The following is a 17722-nucleotide window of genomic DNA, read 5'->3' as shown; positions in this document are numbered from 1 at the left end:
TACTTGAAAATATTTTTCAGCTAAAGCTATTATCTTCTATTGTCGTCGTTTTCAAACATGCTAAGATAGGAATTATATCTGCTGATATAAAGTTCCCCATCTTCTACTCCTTGTTTGACGGCACATTTAGGTTCGTTGATGTGGAGGCAGTTGTGAAATTTACATTGTCCCATCAAGCGTCTGAATTCCGGGAAGTAGTGGGCTAATTCCTCCTTTTCTATATCAATCAATCCAAGTTCTTTAATTCCTGGACTGTCAATGATTCTGGTCCCTTCTTCCGGTTCAAACATTTCAGCGAATGTAGTAGTATGCACGCCTTTGTCAGAAAAATCTGAGATTTCAGAGGTAGCCAGTTCTAACTCCGGAAGCAGGGTATTCATAAGGGTAGATTTTCCCACTCCTGAATGTCCTGAAATGAGAGTGGTCTTGCCTTTTAGTGTCTCTCTTAGTTCCTCTATACCTTTTCCTTCTAGTGCTGAAGTTGTGGCAAAACCATATCCTAAGTCGGTATACATTTCCCCCACCTGTTCGAGGTATTCCAGCTCTTCAGTATTATAGAGGTCTATCTTGTTAAAGACCAGAATGGCAGGGATTCTGAAGGTTTCTGCCGTTACCAGAAATCTGTCAATGAAACCTAAAGAAGTTCTGGGGCTCTTTAGAGTGGCTATTAAGACCAATTGATCCACATTAGCTGCCAAGAGGTGAGCATGTGCAGATTTATGCACACTCTGCCTGATAACGTAGTTTTCACGCGGTAGAATATCTTCAATTCTGGCTTCTTCAGGGTCAAAAAGAACCTTATCTCCTACAGCGATGGGATTGGTAACTTTCAGGTTCTTGATTTTGAATTTACCCTTTAATCTACAGGAATGCATTCTTCCCTGTACCAAGTCTTTTACTTCGTACCAACTGCCCGTGGAACGGAAAACTATACCTTCTAACATTTTCACAGTACAAAGCTAGTCTATTTTTTGCGTATTAATTATTTGTCTTGCCAAGTACTTAAAAACTTAAAATTTTCTTAAAGCTTGGATGTGTTAATTAATGTAGAGGTATTATAGTAAAAAGACAAAAAATATTCCTTTAATAATCCTATTTTGATGAAAATATTTATATTTACAACCGAACACTAAATTTTAAGGTAATTTTAAGGCGCAAAGTGCTTGTAAATCAGGACGAAGAATTTAAATTAGCAGAAGAACATTAAAGGCTTACTATTATGAAAAAGGGAGTATTGTTTGGAATAGCTGCTTTGGCAGTTGGAGTAGTAGTTTATACCATAGGTGCTAAAAAAGTAAAACCAGGTTTTTATCCGGGGAAAGCCGTTTATAAGTATTAATCCATCACCACAGCATTGTTAAGGAGGCCTATTGGTCTCCTTTTTTTTATTTAAAGGAAAGGGATATTAGTTGAGAATGTGCGTCTAGTAAACTGTGTATTCTTACGGTTTTTTCGTCATTCCTTACAAGCCTTCGAATTCTAAGATGATTTCCATTTTTTTCTACTGTTGTTGAATTCTAATTAGACTTTTGGAACTAATCCTTAGAGCCACTACAGGCTTTTTATCGGAAGGGAAACTATAATTCTTGAGAGACGTTTTGGTCAAAAGGCAGGAGATATAAGGTAGATGGAGAACTTGTTCTTACCTGGATCTGCAATAGTGGGGTATTCAGTAGTTTAGGTGGTATTTTACGGCCTAGTAGGCGTAGGTTTCCATTCTAAACTAAGTAACCTTCCCTTTTTAGGTTTAGTTTTTTCTATCCATTGAATCTTTTCTTGATGCCAAGAGATCCTTAAAATTTCGTAAAGATCTTCTCCTTCGGGTAAGTAAATCTTCAGGTAATACAGTTCTCTTTAAAGGGTAATAAGTTTTTCCTTGGAAATACCTTGATTTTAAGTATTTTTACTCATCAACACCTTAAGAATGTACAATACCATCTTATTTGAAAAGCAAGGCGCCAAAGCCTATATTACTTTAAACAGACCAGAAACCTACAATGCCTTAAGTAGAGAACTTCTGCAAGAATTGAAAAGGGCCATAGATGCCTGCGCAGAAGATGAGGAAGTTCGTGTAGTTATACTCAGCGGAGGGGAGGGGAAGTCCTTTTCCAGTGGTGCGGACTTAAAAGAGGGCATTGGAGACAGAGATTTAGGGAAGATACTTAAACAAGTGTATACTCCATTGATCCTTGCCATGCGCGGATTGCAAAAACCTATTATCTGTTCGCTGAATGGATTGGCGGCAGGTGCAGGGATGTCTTTGGCATTAGCATGTGATGTGATCATAGCAGAAGAGGAGGCCTATTTCACTGAACTTTTTGTGGGTATTGGCCTATTGCCGGATGCCGGATCAATGTATTTCTTACCTAGAATTATTGGCACACAGAGAACCTTTGAATGGTGCAGTACAGGTAGGCAGGTGAGTATGAGGGAAGCAAAAGAAGTGGGATTGATTCTAGACTTTGGAAAGGATTATAAAGAGAAAGTGGAGAAATTGGCTAATCAATATGCCCATTCCGCTACTCGGAGCATAGGCATGATGAAACAAGTCTTAAATCATTCCTTTAATAAGAACCTGGAAGAGGTACTCAATCTGGAGGCTGAAGCCCAGACCATATGTGGTTATACTCATGACTTTGCGGAGGGTGTGAGGGCCTTTTTGGAGAAAAGACCTCCGGTGTTCCAGGGAAAATAAGTTTTTATTAAGATTTTTGCTATCTAAAATCATAAATTTGCAAAAAAGTAAGCGATAGTATGTCAGAGGAAGGCAAGGAAAGGAGTCTCAATTTTATTGAAGAAATAGTTGAAAATGATTTAAAAAATAACCGTCATGGAGGACGCATTTTAACACGTTTCCCTCCTGAACCCAATGGTTATTTGCATATAGGGCATGCCAAATCCATATGTTTAAACTTTGGATTAGCCAAACGTTACGGCGGTGGAACAAACCTTAGGTTTGATGATACAAATCCTGTGACGGAGGACACGGAGTACGTAGATTCTATCAAGAATGACGTGAAGTGGCTAGGGTTTGACTGGGTTAATGAGTACTATGCTTCTGACTATTTTGACCAGCTTTATGCTTATGCCATAAAGTTGATTAAGGACGGCTATGCTTACGTAGATGATAGTACCTCTGAAGAGATGGCTGCTCTAAAAGGAACCCCAACGGTTCCTGGGAAACCTAGTCCTTACAGAGATAGATCTGTAGAAGAAAACCTAGAGCTCTTCGAAGGTATGGCTGCAGGGAAATATCCTGAGGGTAGCAGAGTGTTAAGGGCTAAAATCGATTTGAATTCCTCAAATATGTTGATGCGTGACCCTATTATGTATAGGATTAAATTTGCGCACCATCATAGAACAGGTGATAAATGGAAGGTTTATCCCATGTATGACTTTGCCCACGGCCAAAGTGATTCTATAGAGGAGATCACCCATTCCATCTGTACTTTGGAATTTGTAGCTCACCGTGAACTTTATGATTGGTTCATAGAAAAGTTAGGAATCTTCCCTTCTAAACAATACGAATTCGCGCGTTTAAACATGACCTATACGGTGATGAGTAAACGTAAATTATTGCAGTTAGTCAATGAGAAATTTGTAAGTTCCTGGGATGATCCTCGTATGCCTACCATCTCCGGTATGCGTAGAAGAGGATATACGCCAAAGGCCATTCGTGATTTCGCTGAACGTATAGGAATCCAAAAACGAGATAACCTGATAGATGTAAGTCTATTGGAGTTCTTTGTAAGAGAAGACCTAAACCGGATTTCGACTAGGGTAATGGCCGTGTTTGAGCCACTGAAAGTGGTAATAACCAACTGGCCTGAAGGAAAAGTGGAAGTTTGTAAACTGGAAAATAATCCTGAAGATCCTGAATCGGGACACCGTGAAGTCAATTTTGGTAAAGAGATCTTTATAGAAGCTTCAGATTTTATGGAGGAGCCACCAGCAAAATATTTCCGTCTTAAGCCAGGTGGTATGGTGAGGTTAAAAGGTGCCTTTATCATTCAGTGTGATGAGGTAGTGAAAGATGCTGAAGGAAAGATTACAGAGCTGAGATGTTCATACATTGAAAACTCTAAGAGTGGGGAAGATGTAAGTGGACTAAAAGTGAAGGGAGTGATCCACTGGGTGAATGCTCAAGAAGCTGCAGAAGCGGAGGTTCGTTTGTATGACCGTCTCTTCAAGGTAGAGAACCCTGCCGCTGAAGAAGGGGATTTCAAAGATTTTATCAATGAAAACTCACTTCAAGTGGTGAAAGCTCTAGTAGAGCCAAGTCTGAAGAAGGCCACATTAGAGGACAAATATCAGTTTATCCGTAACGGATATTTTGTTTTAGATCCGGACAGTGGTGAAAAATTGATATTTAATAAGACGGTAGGCTTAAAAGACAGTTGGAAACCTGCTTAAAAATAGAAAGAGGGCCTATTAGCCCTCTTTTTTTTATCTCCTGAACTTCCAGTATTGGCTCAATGGATGTTTTTCACCTTGCATAAATAAGGAAAACATCTCCATTCCTATAACGGAGAAGGTAATCCCGTTCCCACCCATACCTAGGACGAAGTAAGCTCCGGGAAAATTGGGATGTTCTCCTATATAAGGTAGACCATCTTTGGTTTCTCCAAAGGTTCCGGCCCAAGCAAAATCCGTTCGGAACTCTACATCCGGATACATCTTTTCAAAGATCTTTTCCAGACGGGCTTTTTTCTTCCGGATAGAAGCGTCTCTTCTCTTAGCACTTTGGAACTCATCATCTTCTCCTCCAATCAATATCCTATTATCATCTGTGGTTCTCATGTAGATATAAGGATCTCCCGTATCCCAAATCAGGGTATCCTTTATTTTGGAGGGTTTATCAATAAAAGGCTCACTAACTATGGCGTAGCTACTTAGTAGATTTACAAACTTTTCAGGGATAATGGAGGTACTTTCAAAGCCATTGCAGTAAATAATTTTTTTAGCTTGGATGGTGTTTCCATATTCCGTAGTGGCCCTTACTTGCTTTTTGCCATACGTGACCTCTGTAATTTCCGTTTTATCATACACCTTTAGACCTTTTTTCGCATTGTATTCCAAGAGGTCATGGGCCAACTTAAAAGCATCAATGCTTCCTCCCTGAAAAGTGAGTATACCTCCATGGCTACCTTTCAAGTCAAAGCGTTTTTCTATCTCTTCTGCTTCTAGCCAATCCCCTTTGAAGCCGTGTTTTAGTCGGGTATGGTGCTCTTTTTTCAGATCAGCTACATTTTTTTTGTATTTAGCAAAGAGTAGGGAATCCTTCTTTTTGAACCCACAATCTGATTTGATGTTTTTTACTAGTTTTTCTAGAATGTCTATGGAATCATAACAGGCCTGGTAACTTCCTACTGCGCCTTCTTCTCCAATCATTTCAATCAATTCCCAGAGAGGAGTGTCCACTTCATATTGAAGCATGGAAGTGGTAGCTGATGAGCTTCCGTTCGCTATTTCTCTTTTGTCTACCAGCACGGTTTTATATCCGTCTTTGATGCTTTGATGGGCTATAAGACTGCCGGTTATGCCGGATCCTACAATGAGGATATCCGTTTCTAAGTTATCATTTAAGGAGGGATAGGAATTTATGATACCATTTTTTACCAGCCAAAAAGGCTCGTTGGAGGTGAGTTTCATGTGGTTATTAGTTTGTTATATACGAAAATAAAGAAAAAACCACCCGTAGGTGGCTTAGTCTTTAATCTTTTTTATTGAAGTCCCCGGCAATCAGAAAAACTAATTTGTCCATGGAAAAATACTTCTTAGCTACCGCGTTAACTTCGTCTAGCGTTAAAGCCTTGACCTTTCCTTCTAATTCGTCATAATCTTCTAAAGGAATACCGAGGTACAGGAGATTATTAATTAGGGTGGAAGACAGATAGCCATCTTGGCCTAAATTTGTTTTTCTGGCGGAAAGCCAGCTGGTTTTATTCGCGTCTAATTCTTCTTGCGTAAAGCCTGAAGACTGAGCTTTAGTGATTTCTTCTGTAAGTGCTGCTATTACTTTGTCCTTGAATTTCGGGTTAAAGAAAGCATAACTACCCCAGGACGCAACTTTATGATCATAAGGGACTGAATTAAAGGATCCAGCCCCGTAGCTGATTCCTTCCTTTTCACGCAAGCGTTGAGAAATTCTATCGCCCATAAACCCTCCACTTCCTAACATTGCATCCGCCATTACAAATGCGGGATACTCAGATGATTTTCTGTCCATTTGATAATTCAACTGGCCAACCAATACACCATTTTCTTTGTCCGGAGTGATGACTTCTTGTACCTTGGCTTTAGTGGGGAAATATTCTGGATAGATTTTAGAATATTTGACATTTGTGGTCCATTTACCGAAGGTTTTATTCACTATGGCCTCTACCTTATCTGCTGGAATTGCGCTAACCACTGAGCCAAAACCATAGTTGGAACCCCATATTTTAAATAGCTCTTTTACTTGTGCCAAAGTAACTTTATTCAAAGCCTCGATTTGTTCGTCAGGTGTAGAGGTATAGAAGGGATGACCTTTTGGGTATTTGTTGGTATATCTACCTATTTGCCCCATGGCTATGCTTTGAGGATCATTTCTACTCGCTTCTATCCCTGTTTTAATCTCTTGAACTGCCTTTTTGAATTCCGCTTCAGGGAATGTAGATTGGGTTAGGAGTTCATTGACCAGTTGCATAGTAGCCTCAAAGGTGTTTTCATAGGTATTAACAGATACTACTAAAAATTGGCCCGAGGTGTACATACTTACAGAGGCCCTTAACTGGTCTAACTGATCCTTGATTTGCTCTTTGGATTTGGAAGCGGTACCTGCAAGTAAAAGTTGGCTCAATACAGTGGAAATTTCATTTTTTCCTTGTAAGGATTCCAGATTTCCAGCGGGGAATCGGAAGTTGGCTATCACCTTTTTACCTTTGACAGGCTTATTCAAAACCCCTAGTTTCATGCCAAAAGGTAGATTTTTGGTATAGAGGTTTTTCTTGATATTGGAAATGCTGGTTTCAAATTCTGCGATTTCCTCTTCTTCTGCTTTGCCTTTATAATTCTGAGTAAGCTCTACAATTTTCTCGTCAGAGATCTCTGTAGGTTTAACTCTTACTGCTTCTTTTTCGGGTATAAATGTTCCCACGGTTCTATTTGATGGTAGGAAATATTTGGTAGCTACCCTTTTTATATCATCTAAAGTAAGGTTTTCCACAGCATCCCTATAAAGAAAAAGTAGACGATAGTCACCTGCACCTATTATTTCTGTTAAGTTAATGCTTAGACCAAGGGTATTGTTTTTGAGGTTTTCAAAGTTTTTAATGATTTTCGTTTTTGCTCGATCTAAATCTTGTTGGGTAAATTTTAAGGACGGAATCTTATTCAATTCTGAAATGAAAATGGATCTTGCTTCTTCTAGATTCTTGTCTTTTGGAACCGTTACAGAAAGGAATAAAAAGCCAGGATCTCGTAGATTTGGATTCCAACCGTAAACGCTTGTGGCTTTTCCTCCATCAACTAGTGCTTTATATAAGGTTCCTGAAGGGTCAGCTGTAAGTATTTCATTTAAGGCATCAATGGCCGCAAAATCTTTATCTGCAAATGCCGCGGTATGATACGCCGCCGCTAAGATCTGTACATCACCGGCTCTTCTTAGTTCTACGAATCTTTCTCCATCCTGTGCCGGTTCAACGGTATAGGTTTTATCTAGTTTACGTGTTGGACGAGGAATGCTTCCAAAGTAGGTGCTAATGTATTCTAGTGCCTTCTTCTCGTCAAATTTCCCTCCAATAATCAATGTGGCATTATCTGGTTGATAGTACTTTTCGTAAAATAATCTCAGACGATCTGCTTTGACTCTTTCAATGTCTTCCTTGGAGCCGATAGTGCTATTCCCGTAATTATGCCATAAATAAGCCGAGGAAAGTACTCTTTCCATAAGCACACCGTCAGGATTATTTTCCCCTATTTCGAATTCGTTTCGCACTACGGAGAATTCTTTGTCTAGGTCTTCTTGCAGAATGGTGGCGTTGATCATTCTATCTGCCTCCATTTCAATGCTCCATTTCAGGTTTTCATCTGAAGAAGGGAAGATTTCATAATAATTGGTTCGGTCATACCAGGTGGTGCCGTTTGCTCTACCGCCTTTATCGGAGAGCATTTTCTTGATATCACCCAGGTTTTTGGTACTCTTAAATAGCATGTGTTCAAGTAAATGTGCCATGCCTTTTTCTCCGTACCCTTCATGACGCGAGCCCACGTGGTAAGTAATGTTCACTACTACATTACTTTGTGATGGATCTTGAATGAGCAAAATCTTTAATCCGTTGTCTAATTTGTATTCCTTGATTCCTTCTACGCTGCCTACATACTCAGGGGCTTTTTGCGCATAGGAAATCATCATTCCTAGAGATAGGAAGATAGTAAAGAGAGCTTTTTTCATAAGGTGTTGGTATTTAATTTCCTAAACTTAATATAAAAAATTGAATTGCAGATAATTAGGTGAAAATTCTATTTTCGGGATTGATAGTATTCACTTGGGGTTTGTCCGGTCATTTTTTTGAAAGCTCGGTTAAAGGCAGTCTTAGAATTAAATCCCACCTCGAAGGCAATTCCAAGAAGTGTATAGTTTTGGTACTTAGGTAGGTTTACATAGTTCTTAAACTCCTCAATTCTGTACCAGTTGATAAAGTCAAAGAAGTTCTTTTGGTACCCTTCTCTGATCACCTTTGAGACATTATGGGATGGAGTTTTGATCAATGTAGCCAGGTCATTTAGGGTGAGATTTGGATTCAAGAAAGGCTTTTCCTTCAACATCACTTCTTCCATTTTTTGTTTAAACGTGCTCAGGTCATTTTCGGAAATGGCGGGTTTTGCTTTGGAAACTTCCGGTTTTTCTTGTTCAGTTTCAATGATCTTGAAGATTTCCGGTTGGTGTATGGCATAGTATCCCAGTACAAAACCTATCAAAGAGAAGGCTATCCACACCAGATTGATGCTATTCTCCAATAGGGAAGTGATATCGACAAAGAATAGGTCATAAATGAACAATAATCCAATGAAGATGCCTGCCAGAATGCATATCAAAAACAGTACAAGTACCGTAGATAGATAGTTGATATTTTGATGGTAAGCCGTTTCATGTATATAGGATTCGGAATACTTCCTAATGCTTTTTTTACTTTTGAAATAATAGTAGAGATTGCTGAAAATGGCTATGAAGAAAGTACTAGCAAACACCCATTTCAGGTCTTCCTCATTGTTCACTATCTTATGTTGGAAGCGTTTTCCTTCCATAAAAAGATAGGGCGTATAGACCAAAAATTGCATAATGGGGAGCAAGAAGTGAGGCCATGCTTGATCTCTGGTAAAGGTCTTCTTAAATAACAGTTTTTGGATATAGAAGAAAAATAAAGGTGCGTAGGTGAATAAGGCGAAGTTAGGTAAGAGGATCAATTTCGGGAACCAGTTAGCCACATCTCTATAATAGGCTACTACTTTACAGAAGATGAAGAAAGACGCTAGTCCCAGTAGGATTACGAGGAGGCGATTAGCTTCTTTATTAAAGTCCTGCATAGTAGGGATGACTATCATCAGTAGGAATCCCTGGAAAGCGGCAAAAAGTAGAATCAGGTCAATGAGAGAAAAGAAATTAAAGGTAGAAGCTAAATCTTCCCAACTTTCAATCTCCACAGAAACATTCTGAACGTTTTGTCCGTCTGATTTAACAATTCTATTTGGGCGGGCTTTCCCACTTTTCCAGCCCTCTGCAGAATTCCAGTTGCCACGATGAAACTTAAATTGCAACTCATTTTGACGGGAGAAGATGTTGATCTTATAACTACCGTCATACTGTTTCTTCATCCTAAAAAGTTCATCTTTCACTTCCCAGTTATTGAAATTACCTGAGATGTATATGGCTGCATCCGGGGGAGTATTATCAGGTATTTTGGTGATGGTGATTTCAAATTCAGGTCGGTGTTCCCATCCTTTGACCTCTATCTTCTTCACCCCATCTATAGTGGGAGTTTCTGAAAAAAGGCGGTTTGGAATTTTCTTTCCATCAGCTGTGCCTTCTACGATGTTCCAGTTGCCTTGAGTGATTTTATATTCAAAGTCTATGTTCTCTACATCAATAGTATACGTCCTGCTGCCTATCTTTCTGAGTTTCCATTGAGGGTCTTTGGGATTCCATTCGTTTGCAGAACTGGCAATATAAAGGGGTTGATCCGGCAGGAGTATGGTATCTATAGATACTTCCAGCCGTACTTGGGCCTGTAAAGATGAAAAGGCGAATAGGAAAAATAGAAGTTTTTTCAATGAGAACAAGTTGAACTGCCTCAAATATACAAATTTTCTTTGGGGAGGAGTTAGACTCCTCCCTGATTACAATGCTTCCAATTCAGCGGTGAAGTGACGAAGCAAGGGGGCTTCGTAGCCGATTTTATATCCTTTATAGGTATTTCTCTTAGCAAATACCTCCAAAATGATCTCACAAACGTAGTCTATATGGCTTTGGGTATAAACTCTGCGCGGGATAGCTAATCTCACCAATTCCATAGGAGGGGCAATAGGTTGGCCCTGTTCATTGTATTTTCCGAACATCAAACTACCTATCTCTACACCTCGAATTCCTCCCTCCAGGTACAAGGCGTTAGCTAGAGCTACTCCAGGAAACTCATGTGGAGGAATATGCGGTAGGAAGGCTTTGGCATCCAGATACAAGGCGTGGCCACCCGTAGGTTGGATCATAGGAACACCCACTTTTTCTAGTTTCTCTCCCATGTATTCTATACTTCTCAGACGGTATTTCAGGTATTCTTCATCCAGAACCTCTTCTAAACCTTGAGCCATAGCTTCTAAATCTCTTCCGGCTAAGCCTCCGTAAGTGGGAAATCCTTCGGTAATGATGAGTAGGTTTTTTGCTTCTCTGGCTATTTCGTCATCGTTCATAGCTAAGAATCCTCCTATGTTTACCAGAGCATCTTTCTTAGCGCTCATGGTGCATCCATCTGCTAAAGAGAAGATCTCACGGGCTATTTCCGCTACGCTACGGTTTTCTTGTCCTTTCTCCCTTAATTTGATGAAATAGGCATTTTCAGCAAATCTGCATGCGTCAATGAAGAACAGTATGCCATGCTTTTTACACAAAGCTGCAGTTTCCTTCATGTTTTGTAAGGACACGGGCTGACCACCTCCTGAGTTATTAGTAATGGTCATGACGCACATGGGGATGTTTTCTGCGCCTTTTTCAGCTATGAACTTTTCTAATGCCGGAATGTCCAGGTTACCTTTAAAATCTGCTTTGAGGTGAGGTTGTTTACCCTCTTCTGTTAAGAAGTCCCATGCTTCCGCTCCTGAGTATTCAATATTTCCTCTGGTAGTATCAAAGAAGGTGTTTGATACGAAGTGTTTACCTTTACCTCCATACAGCGTAAAGAGAATCTTTTCAGCGGCTCTACCTTGGTGAGTAGGAATGATATGGGTGAAGCCTGTGATCTTTTGGACCGTATTTCTAAAGCGATAAAAGCTGGGAGAACCGGCATAAGATTCATCACCTACCATCATTCCGGCCCATTGGCGGGCACTCATAGCAGAGGTGCCGCTATCCGTTAGGAGATCGATGAGTACATGATCAGACTCAACTAAAAACAGGTTATTCTTCGCTTTTTGAAGAATTTCTTTTCTTTCTGAAGGGGTAGTAAAATGCAGTGGCTCTACCGACTTAATGCGGAAGGGCTCTATGATCGTTGCCATAAAATAAACTAGTGATTAAGTGAAACAAAAAGGTGTTGAAAGTGGCTTACTTTCTTCCTCCTTTGTCCTTGATCTTGATGAACAATAACCACATCTCGTAACTCATGATCTGAAGTTTAATTCTGTTCCTAAGGTTACTTTTTCGAAGCCTTTGCCTCGTCTTTTATTTTCAATGACATCCAAAAGGATCTCTGCAGATTTTCTCCCTATGTCAAGGGCAGGTTGGACTATGGTGTTCAAATGAGGTTCCAAAAGGTGGGCAATGCCTAAATTCGTGAATCCTACCAGAGGGATATCTCTTCTGTTGCTCCACTTTTTGAAGGCTTCATAACAATTGAGTGCTAGTCTGTCACTTCCCATAAAAAAAGCATCCGGTTCTTGCTCTTCTAGAAGGGCTTTGATGGCCTGTTCGGCTTCATCCTTTTGGAAAGAACAATGCCTGATCAACTCTTCCCTCACCGGTATATTGTATTTCTCTAAAGCGCTCTTATAACCCGCTGTTCTTTCTTGTGTTATGGAAAGGGTAGGTGGACTGATAATGAGAGCAATGTCCTTTTTACCTTTTTGAATCAGGTATTCTGTGGCTTTGAATGCGCCTTCAAAGTTATCTACCACTACCTTATGCGCATCAGGAGTCTCAGGTACGCGGTCGAAATACACAATAGGGAAATTATTCTTTCTGTATTCGTCCAGGTGGGAAATATCTTTATTCGAACCTGAAAGGGAAATAAGTAATCCGTCTACTTTTCTGGCGAAAAGGTGTTGAATATTAGAAATCTCTCTTTCTTGTGATTCGTGGCTTTGGAAGATGACCACATGGTATCCTCTTTCATAGGCTACTTCTTCAATGCCGTTAATGGCTTGGGAGAAGAAGGTATTAGCTATTTCCGGTACGATCACCCCCAAAGATCTGCTCTTATTCTCCTTTAGACTAAGGGCTATGGGGTTCGGACGATAATTCATTTTCTCCGCATATTCTACCACCATCTGTTTGGTTTGGGCATTGATATCATAACTATCTCTCAATGCCCGTGACACGGTAGAGATGGAAATATTCAAGGCCTTAGCAATATCTTTTATGGTAATAGATCCCACGATTTTCTAGTTTAAGTACAATTTTCCTTCTGGTTAAGGGGGTGTGGATGCAAAGGGTAAATATCGTTTTTTTGAGCTAGATTTACAACAGTACGATGGGAATTCTTTATAGGCACTTGGGAATTAAAATCTTTCGGGAACGTTTGCATAAAATTTTAGTTGCCTTAGTTTGCTTCCTTCTACATTAAGCTATATCCTTACATACATTTGAGGTGTAGATTTCATCCAACTGGGAATTTTTATATATTAAAATAATGCAAAATGGAGATTTTTGATCTAAGTGGTAAGTTAGCTTTAGTGACCGGATGTAATAGAGGTATTGGCAAAGCTATGGCGGAAGGATTGGCTGCTGCAGGGGCAGATGTGATAGGTGTCTCTGGCAATATGCCTGAAAGTGGTTCAGAAGTTCAGCAAGCCATAGAGGCATTAGGCAGGAAGTTTTATCCATATCGTGCTGATTTCAATGACAGGGCCGCTTTGTATGCTTTTATAGAGAAAGTGAAAGCAGACCATCCGGTCATTGATATATTGATCAATAATGCCGGCACCATACTGAGAGCCCCTGCGGTGGAGCATTCCGATGAATATTGGGATAAAGTCATTAATATCAACCTAAACGCTCAGTTTATCTTAACGCGTGAGATAGGCAAAGGAATGGTAGAAAGAGGAAGTGGAAAGATTGTATTTACGGCCTCATTACTTACCTTCCAAGGAGGGATCAATGTACCTGGCTATGCAGCGAGTAAAGGAGCCATAGGTTCTTTGATCAAGGGTTTTGCTAATGAGTGGGCCACTAGGGGCGTGAATGTAAACGGTATAGCACCGGGATACATAGCAACAGACAATACAGAAGCTTTGAGAAATGATCCGGTTAGAAGCAAGTCTATTTTGGATCGTATTCCTGCGGGGAGATGGGGAGAGCCGGCTGACTTTGTAGGCCCTGCTGTGTTCTTGTGTTCAAAAGCTTCAGATTATGTACAAGGCACCATTTTAACCGTAGATGGTGGCTGGATGGGAAGATAAAATTTTGTTATAATGGAAATAAGATATGAAAGTAGTCCACGGGAAGTGGAGAGAATGAATACCTCTGAACTAAGGGAGAACTTCCTGGTGGAACAGGTATTTGTGGAAGACAAAATTCAGGTAGTGTATTCTCACTATGAACGTTTGATTGTGGGAGGGGCAAAACCTGTAAACAACAGCCTTACATTAGGAACTTATGATGCGCTGAAAAGTGAGTACTTTTTGGAACGCAGAGAGCTGGGTGCCATTAATGTTGGAGGCAAAGGTTATATCCTAGCAGATGGGCAAAGATTTGATTTGGATAAATTGTCCTGCTTATACATTGGAAAAGGAGTGAAGGAGGTAGTATTTCATTCAGAAGATGCAGGAAATCCGGCTCTGTTTTATATCCTTTCTGCTCCTGCACACGCGAGTTACCCCACCACTCTGTATACTAAGGAGCAGGCGTTTCCTATGACCATTGGAGCACCTGAGACTTCAAATCACAGAACGGTATATAAGTACATTCATGCAGACGGAATAGATTCCTGTCAATTAGTGATGGGCTTGACTATTTTGCACAATGGTAGCATCTGGAACACTATGCCTCCTCACGTACATGACAGAAGAGCAGAAATCTATCTTTATTTTGATGTGGATCCTGCGCACGGGGTGATGCATTTTATGGGTAAACCGGATGAAACTCGTCACATGTGGGTGAGAAACCATCAGGCCATAATCTCTCCGCCTTGGTCCATCCACTCTGGAGCAGGTTCTGCCAGTTATTCCTTCATTTGGGGAATGGGTGGAGAAAATAAAGACTACACGGATATGGACTTTGTAGATCTTAATCTACTACGTTAATCATACTTACTCAGCGGCAGTCGGCCGCTGAGTTTATTCACCTTAAATAAATGAAAAACTTCTTGCTACTGTGCAGCCTGTGGGTATTGATGTCCCTACAGGTGCCTCGTCAACGAATATTCTTGATTGGTGATTCCACCATGGCGAACAAAAAGCCTATAGATGCGCCTGAGACCGGTTGGGGTCAGGTATTTCCTGAGCTCTTCACGGATGCCGTAGAGATACAGAACCATGCAGTTAATGGGAGGAGCACCAAAAGTTTCCGCAGCTTGGGACATTGGAAAGCCGTACATGACCAGTTGCAAAAGGGAGATTTTGTCTTTATACAGTTTGGTCACAATGATCAAAAACAAGACGATACCCTCAGGTACGCTGAGGCAAACACAGATTATCGTAGGAATCTGGAAAGGTATATTCAGGAGATTCAGGCAAAAGGAGCTACTCCTGTTCTAATGACCCCTGTCATGCGCCGGAAATTTGATGAAAACGGTAAGTTTGTGGATCAGCATGGAGCCTATCCTGAAGTTGTAAAGGAAGTGGCTGCGAAGCATAAATTGGCACTAATTGATTTACATGCCAAAAGCCAAGCCATCATCGAGGCGCATGGAGTGGAATCTTCGAAGAAAATCTTCATGCATTTTACTGGTGGCTTCTTTCCAAAGTTTCCACAGGGTATCACTGACAATACCCATTTTTCCCCCTATGGTGCTCGATTGATGGCAAAGGCTGTGGCGGAGGCTTTGGTTGAGACCTCTCATCCCCTAAGAAACTTTTTGAAGAAGTCAGTCTTTGCTGATAAATATGAGTTTGAACTGCCTCTAGTTTACGAGCCTTATTTCCGGAAAGATACTTTCAATATTGTACGATATGGAGCTAAGGCAGATGGATTTACGGTGAACACTACAGCCATAGCTCAGGCCATAGATTTGGCACATGAGGCAGGAGGAGGAACGGTACTGATTCCTGCAGGAGTGTGGGTTACTGGACCTTTGAAGTTGAAAAGTAATGTTAACCTGCATCTGCAAAAGGGAGCATTGCTACAATTTAGTAATAATAGAGACGATTATCCTATAGTAGAGACTACCTGGGAAGGTCAAAAGGCTCTTCGCTGCCATGCACCCATTTGGGCGGTAGGCCAAGTGAATATCGCAATCACTGGACAGGGAATCATGGACGGGTCTGGTGAAGTATGGAAGCAGGTGAAGAAGAATAAATTGACCAGTACCCAATGGAGGAAATTAGTAGAGTCCGGTGGAGTAGTGGGTAAGAAAGGAGATGCCTGGTACCCTAGTGAACAGTCCAGATATGGAAACGAAGATGTGAGAGATTGGGCGAATCTTTGGGTAGAAGGAAAAACCCTAGAAGATTATATGACGGTAAAAGATTTCTTGCGACCCAATATGATCAGTATAACAGAATGCGAGAATGTACTGATTGAAGGGGTTACTTTTCAAAACTCTCCTGCCTGGACCTTGCATCCGCTTTTGAGCAAGCACATTACCCTTAGAAACGTGAATGTTAGAAATCCTTGGTTTGGTCAGAATAATGATGCCTTAGATCTAGAATCTTGTTCTTATGCCATAGTGGATGGATGTACCTTTGATACGGGAGATGATGCCATCACCTTAAAATCTGGCAGAGACGAACAGGGTAGAAAAAGAGGCGTTCCCACGGAGAATGTCATTATCAAGAATACTACCGTCTTCCACGGACATGGCGGATTTGTGATAGGATCAGAGATGTCTGGAGGAGTTAAGAATGTGTTTGTGGATAATTGTAGCTTCTTAGGGACAGATATAGGGTTGAGGTTTAAGACCAAAAGAGATAGAGGTGGTGTGGTAGAGAATATCTATATCAGCAATATAGCTATGAACAATATCCCTGGGGAGGCTATCTTATTTGATATGTACTACGAGGCAAAGGATCCCGTTCCATTAGATGGGGATAGCCATGCTCTACCGGTTATCGCACCTCAACCGGTGAATGAAGGTACCCCACAGTTCAAAAACTTCTATATCAAAAATGTAGTAAGTCATGGGGCAGTTTCCGCTATTGTACTGAGAGGTTTGCCTGAAATGCCCATTAGGGGAATCAAAATTGAAGATTCTCATTTTAAATCAGACAAAGGTATTCTGATCATAGAAGCAGAGGATATCCAATTAAAGAATGTGGGAGTGCAGACGAAAGAGGATGGGGCTTTGATTCAAGTACAAAACAGCAAGAATGTACTTTTTGATCAGATGAAACATGCAAATCGCCCCGGTACATTTTTAGAAATTCATGGGGAAAGGAGTCAGAAGATTCGTTTGCTCAATACTTCTTATCCAAAGGACGGAATTAAGTTTTTAAGCAAATCGAAGTCCTCGGCTTTTCGTTAATACTGGTATACCCAATACTCGGTATTGGATTTAAATTTAAATGTATACTTTACCTGTCCATTTTCTACCTCTTCTAATGGGATTATATTTCCCGGTAGAGTAACAGGAAAATGGACGGGTATTTTTGCATCTCCTTCTAAAGAATTAAAATAAAGAATGGGTAGTAGTGAACTTTTAGTTGGTGCCAAATAGATAGTACTGCCACCAGGTCCTTTATGTTCTTTCCCGGTTATCAGTGGAAATCCTAGAAAGGTATCTCCAAAGGTTTTTGTCTTCTGACCTATTGGCGGCAGTGGTTTTGGAGCGAGGAAGTTTAACTTAACGGTTTGAAGGTCTAGTTTTTTCCTATGTTCATTTTGAAAGGCAAAGGTGTATTCTCCGTTTGGCTTTGCTAAGATATAGGAAATCATTTCTCCACTTGAACCGTAGGATTCGGGTGTGAAAAGCCAATAGTTTTTGGACGGAAGGTGATAGATGGCCATTTCCTGTTTTTGACCGTCTTCATCCGTATATTCCCAAACCCAAACCTCTTTGAAAACGATAGGCTTCTGAGCTGTACTTTGGAAACTAAATAAGGCAAAGAGGAGTAGGAGTTTTTTCATGATTTTAGAGGAGCCCAGTAGAACTGAGCCCCC

General features: G+C 40.6%; 12 protein-coding genes. 5 read left to right on the top strand and 7 right to left on the bottom strand.

Annotated features, from left to right (window positions below; translation table 11 throughout):
* Positions 1-29 precede the first annotated feature (29 nt).
* On the bottom strand, positions 30-944 hold the full coding sequence (rsgA, locus tag LBYS_RS08235) for a ribosome small subunit-dependent GTPase A (RefSeq protein WP_013408410.1): 915 nt from the start codon (positions 942-944) through the stop codon (positions 30-32).
* A gap of 980 nt (positions 945-1924) precedes the next feature.
* On the opposite strand from rsgA, the gene LBYS_RS08230 reads away from it, so the two are divergent.
* A complete protein-coding gene (locus LBYS_RS08230) occupies positions 1925-2695 on the top strand; it encodes an enoyl-CoA hydratase/isomerase family protein (protein WP_013408408.1) in 771 nt (256 codons plus the stop codon).
* Positions 2696-2754: 59 nt separating this feature from the next.
* Entirely contained in the window at positions 2755-4413 is a 1659-nt protein-coding gene (locus LBYS_RS08225; RefSeq protein WP_013408407.1) for a glutamine--tRNA ligase/YqeY domain fusion protein, read from the top strand.
* Positions 4414-4446: 33 nt separating this feature from the next.
* Here the strand turns inward: LBYS_RS08225 and LBYS_RS08220 are convergent, their stop codons facing one another.
* The 5 genes from LBYS_RS08220 to LBYS_RS08200 form a co-directional block, all read right to left on the bottom strand.
* Positions 4447-5652, bottom strand: a complete 1206-nt coding sequence (locus tag LBYS_RS08220; RefSeq protein WP_013408406.1) for an NAD(P)/FAD-dependent oxidoreductase — start codon at positions 5650-5652, stop codon at positions 4447-4449.
* A 61-nt stretch (positions 5653-5713) separates the two neighbouring features.
* Positions 5714-8434 (bottom strand): M16 family metallopeptidase, encoded by a 2721-nt coding sequence (locus LBYS_RS08215; RefSeq protein WP_013408405.1) that lies wholly within the window; start codon positions 8432-8434, stop codon positions 5714-5716.
* 68 nt (positions 8435-8502) lie between these two features.
* Positions 8503-10311, bottom strand: a complete 1809-nt coding sequence (locus LBYS_RS08210; protein ID WP_148225793.1) for a helix-turn-helix domain-containing protein — start codon at positions 10309-10311, stop codon at positions 8503-8505.
* 66 nt (positions 10312-10377) lie between these two features.
* Positions 10378-11748, bottom strand: a complete 1371-nt coding sequence (locus LBYS_RS08205) for a tryptophanase (RefSeq protein ID WP_013408403.1) — start codon at positions 11746-11748, stop codon at positions 10378-10380.
* 102 nt (positions 11749-11850) lie between these two features.
* On the bottom strand, positions 11851-12843 hold the full coding sequence (locus LBYS_RS08200; protein WP_013408402.1) for a LacI family DNA-binding transcriptional regulator: 993 nt from the start codon (positions 12841-12843) through the stop codon (positions 11851-11853).
* Between the two features lie 261 nt (positions 12844-13104).
* Here LBYS_RS08200 and LBYS_RS08195 point away from each other — a divergent pair, with 261 nt between their 5' ends.
* The 3 genes from LBYS_RS08195 to LBYS_RS08185 are packed head-to-tail and all read left to right on the top strand — an operon-like array spanning position 13105 to position 17087.
* Positions 13105-13866, top strand: a complete 762-nt coding sequence (locus LBYS_RS08195; RefSeq protein WP_013408400.1) for an SDR family NAD(P)-dependent oxidoreductase — start codon at positions 13105-13107, stop codon at positions 13864-13866.
* Between the two features lie 12 nt (positions 13867-13878).
* A complete protein-coding gene (gene kduI, locus LBYS_RS08190) occupies positions 13879-14709 on the top strand; it encodes a 5-dehydro-4-deoxy-D-glucuronate isomerase (protein WP_013408399.1) in 831 nt (276 codons plus the stop codon).
* A gap of 50 nt (positions 14710-14759) precedes the next feature.
* On the top strand, positions 14760-17087 hold the full coding sequence (locus LBYS_RS08185; RefSeq protein WP_013408398.1) for a glycosyl hydrolase family 28 protein: 2328 nt from the start codon (positions 14760-14762) through the stop codon (positions 17085-17087).
* Here LBYS_RS08185 and LBYS_RS08180 read toward each other — a convergent pair.
* The gene (locus LBYS_RS08180; protein WP_013408397.1) at positions 17084-17689 is read right to left on the bottom strand and encodes a hypothetical protein; all 606 of its coding nucleotides are present in this window, start codon (positions 17687-17689) and stop codon (positions 17084-17086) included. The two genes, LBYS_RS08185 and LBYS_RS08180, sit on opposite strands and share 4 nt — an antisense overlap.
* Positions 17690-17722: the final 33 nt, after the last annotated feature.

The organism is Leadbetterella byssophila DSM 17132, from assembly GCF_000166395.1.
Classification (GTDB): Bacteria; Bacteroidota; Bacteroidia; order Cytophagales; family Spirosomataceae; genus Leadbetterella; species Leadbetterella byssophila.
Note: the sequence above shows the minus strand (reverse complement) of the source record. Positions and strands in the feature narration are given on the sequence as shown.

Excerpts from the sequence above, each read along its gene's own strand:
- rsgA (WP_013408410.1), bottom strand. The coding sequence starts at position 944 with ATGTTAGAAGGTATAGTTTTCCGTTCCACGGGCAGTTGGTACGAAGTA.
- LBYS_RS08215 (WP_013408405.1), bottom strand. The coding sequence starts at position 8,434 with ATGAAAAAAGCTCTCTTTACTATCTTCCTATCTCTAGGAATGATGATT.
- LBYS_RS08195 (WP_013408400.1), top strand. The coding sequence starts at position 13,105 with ATGGAGATTTTTGATCTAAGTGGTAAGTTAGCTTTAGTGACCGGATGT.
- LBYS_RS08220 (WP_013408406.1), bottom strand. The coding sequence starts at position 5,652 with ATGAAACTCACCTCCAACGAGCCTTTTTGGCTGGTAAAAAATGGTATC.
- LBYS_RS08205 (WP_013408403.1), bottom strand. The coding sequence starts at position 11,748 with ATGGCAACGATCATAGAGCCCTTCCGCATTAAGTCGGTAGAGCCACTG.
- LBYS_RS08225 (WP_013408407.1), top strand. The coding sequence starts at position 2,755 with ATGTCAGAGGAAGGCAAGGAAAGGAGTCTCAATTTTATTGAAGAAATA.
- LBYS_RS08230 (WP_013408408.1), top strand. The coding sequence starts at position 1,925 with ATGTACAATACCATCTTATTTGAAAAGCAAGGCGCCAAAGCCTATATT.
- kduI (WP_013408399.1), top strand. The coding sequence starts at position 13,879 with ATGGAAATAAGATATGAAAGTAGTCCACGGGAAGTGGAGAGAATGAAT.
- LBYS_RS08185 (WP_013408398.1), top strand. The coding sequence starts at position 14,760 with ATGAAAAACTTCTTGCTACTGTGCAGCCTGTGGGTATTGATGTCCCTA.
- LBYS_RS08180 (WP_013408397.1), bottom strand. The coding sequence starts at position 17,689 with ATGAAAAAACTCCTACTCCTCTTTGCCTTATTTAGTTTCCAAAGTACA.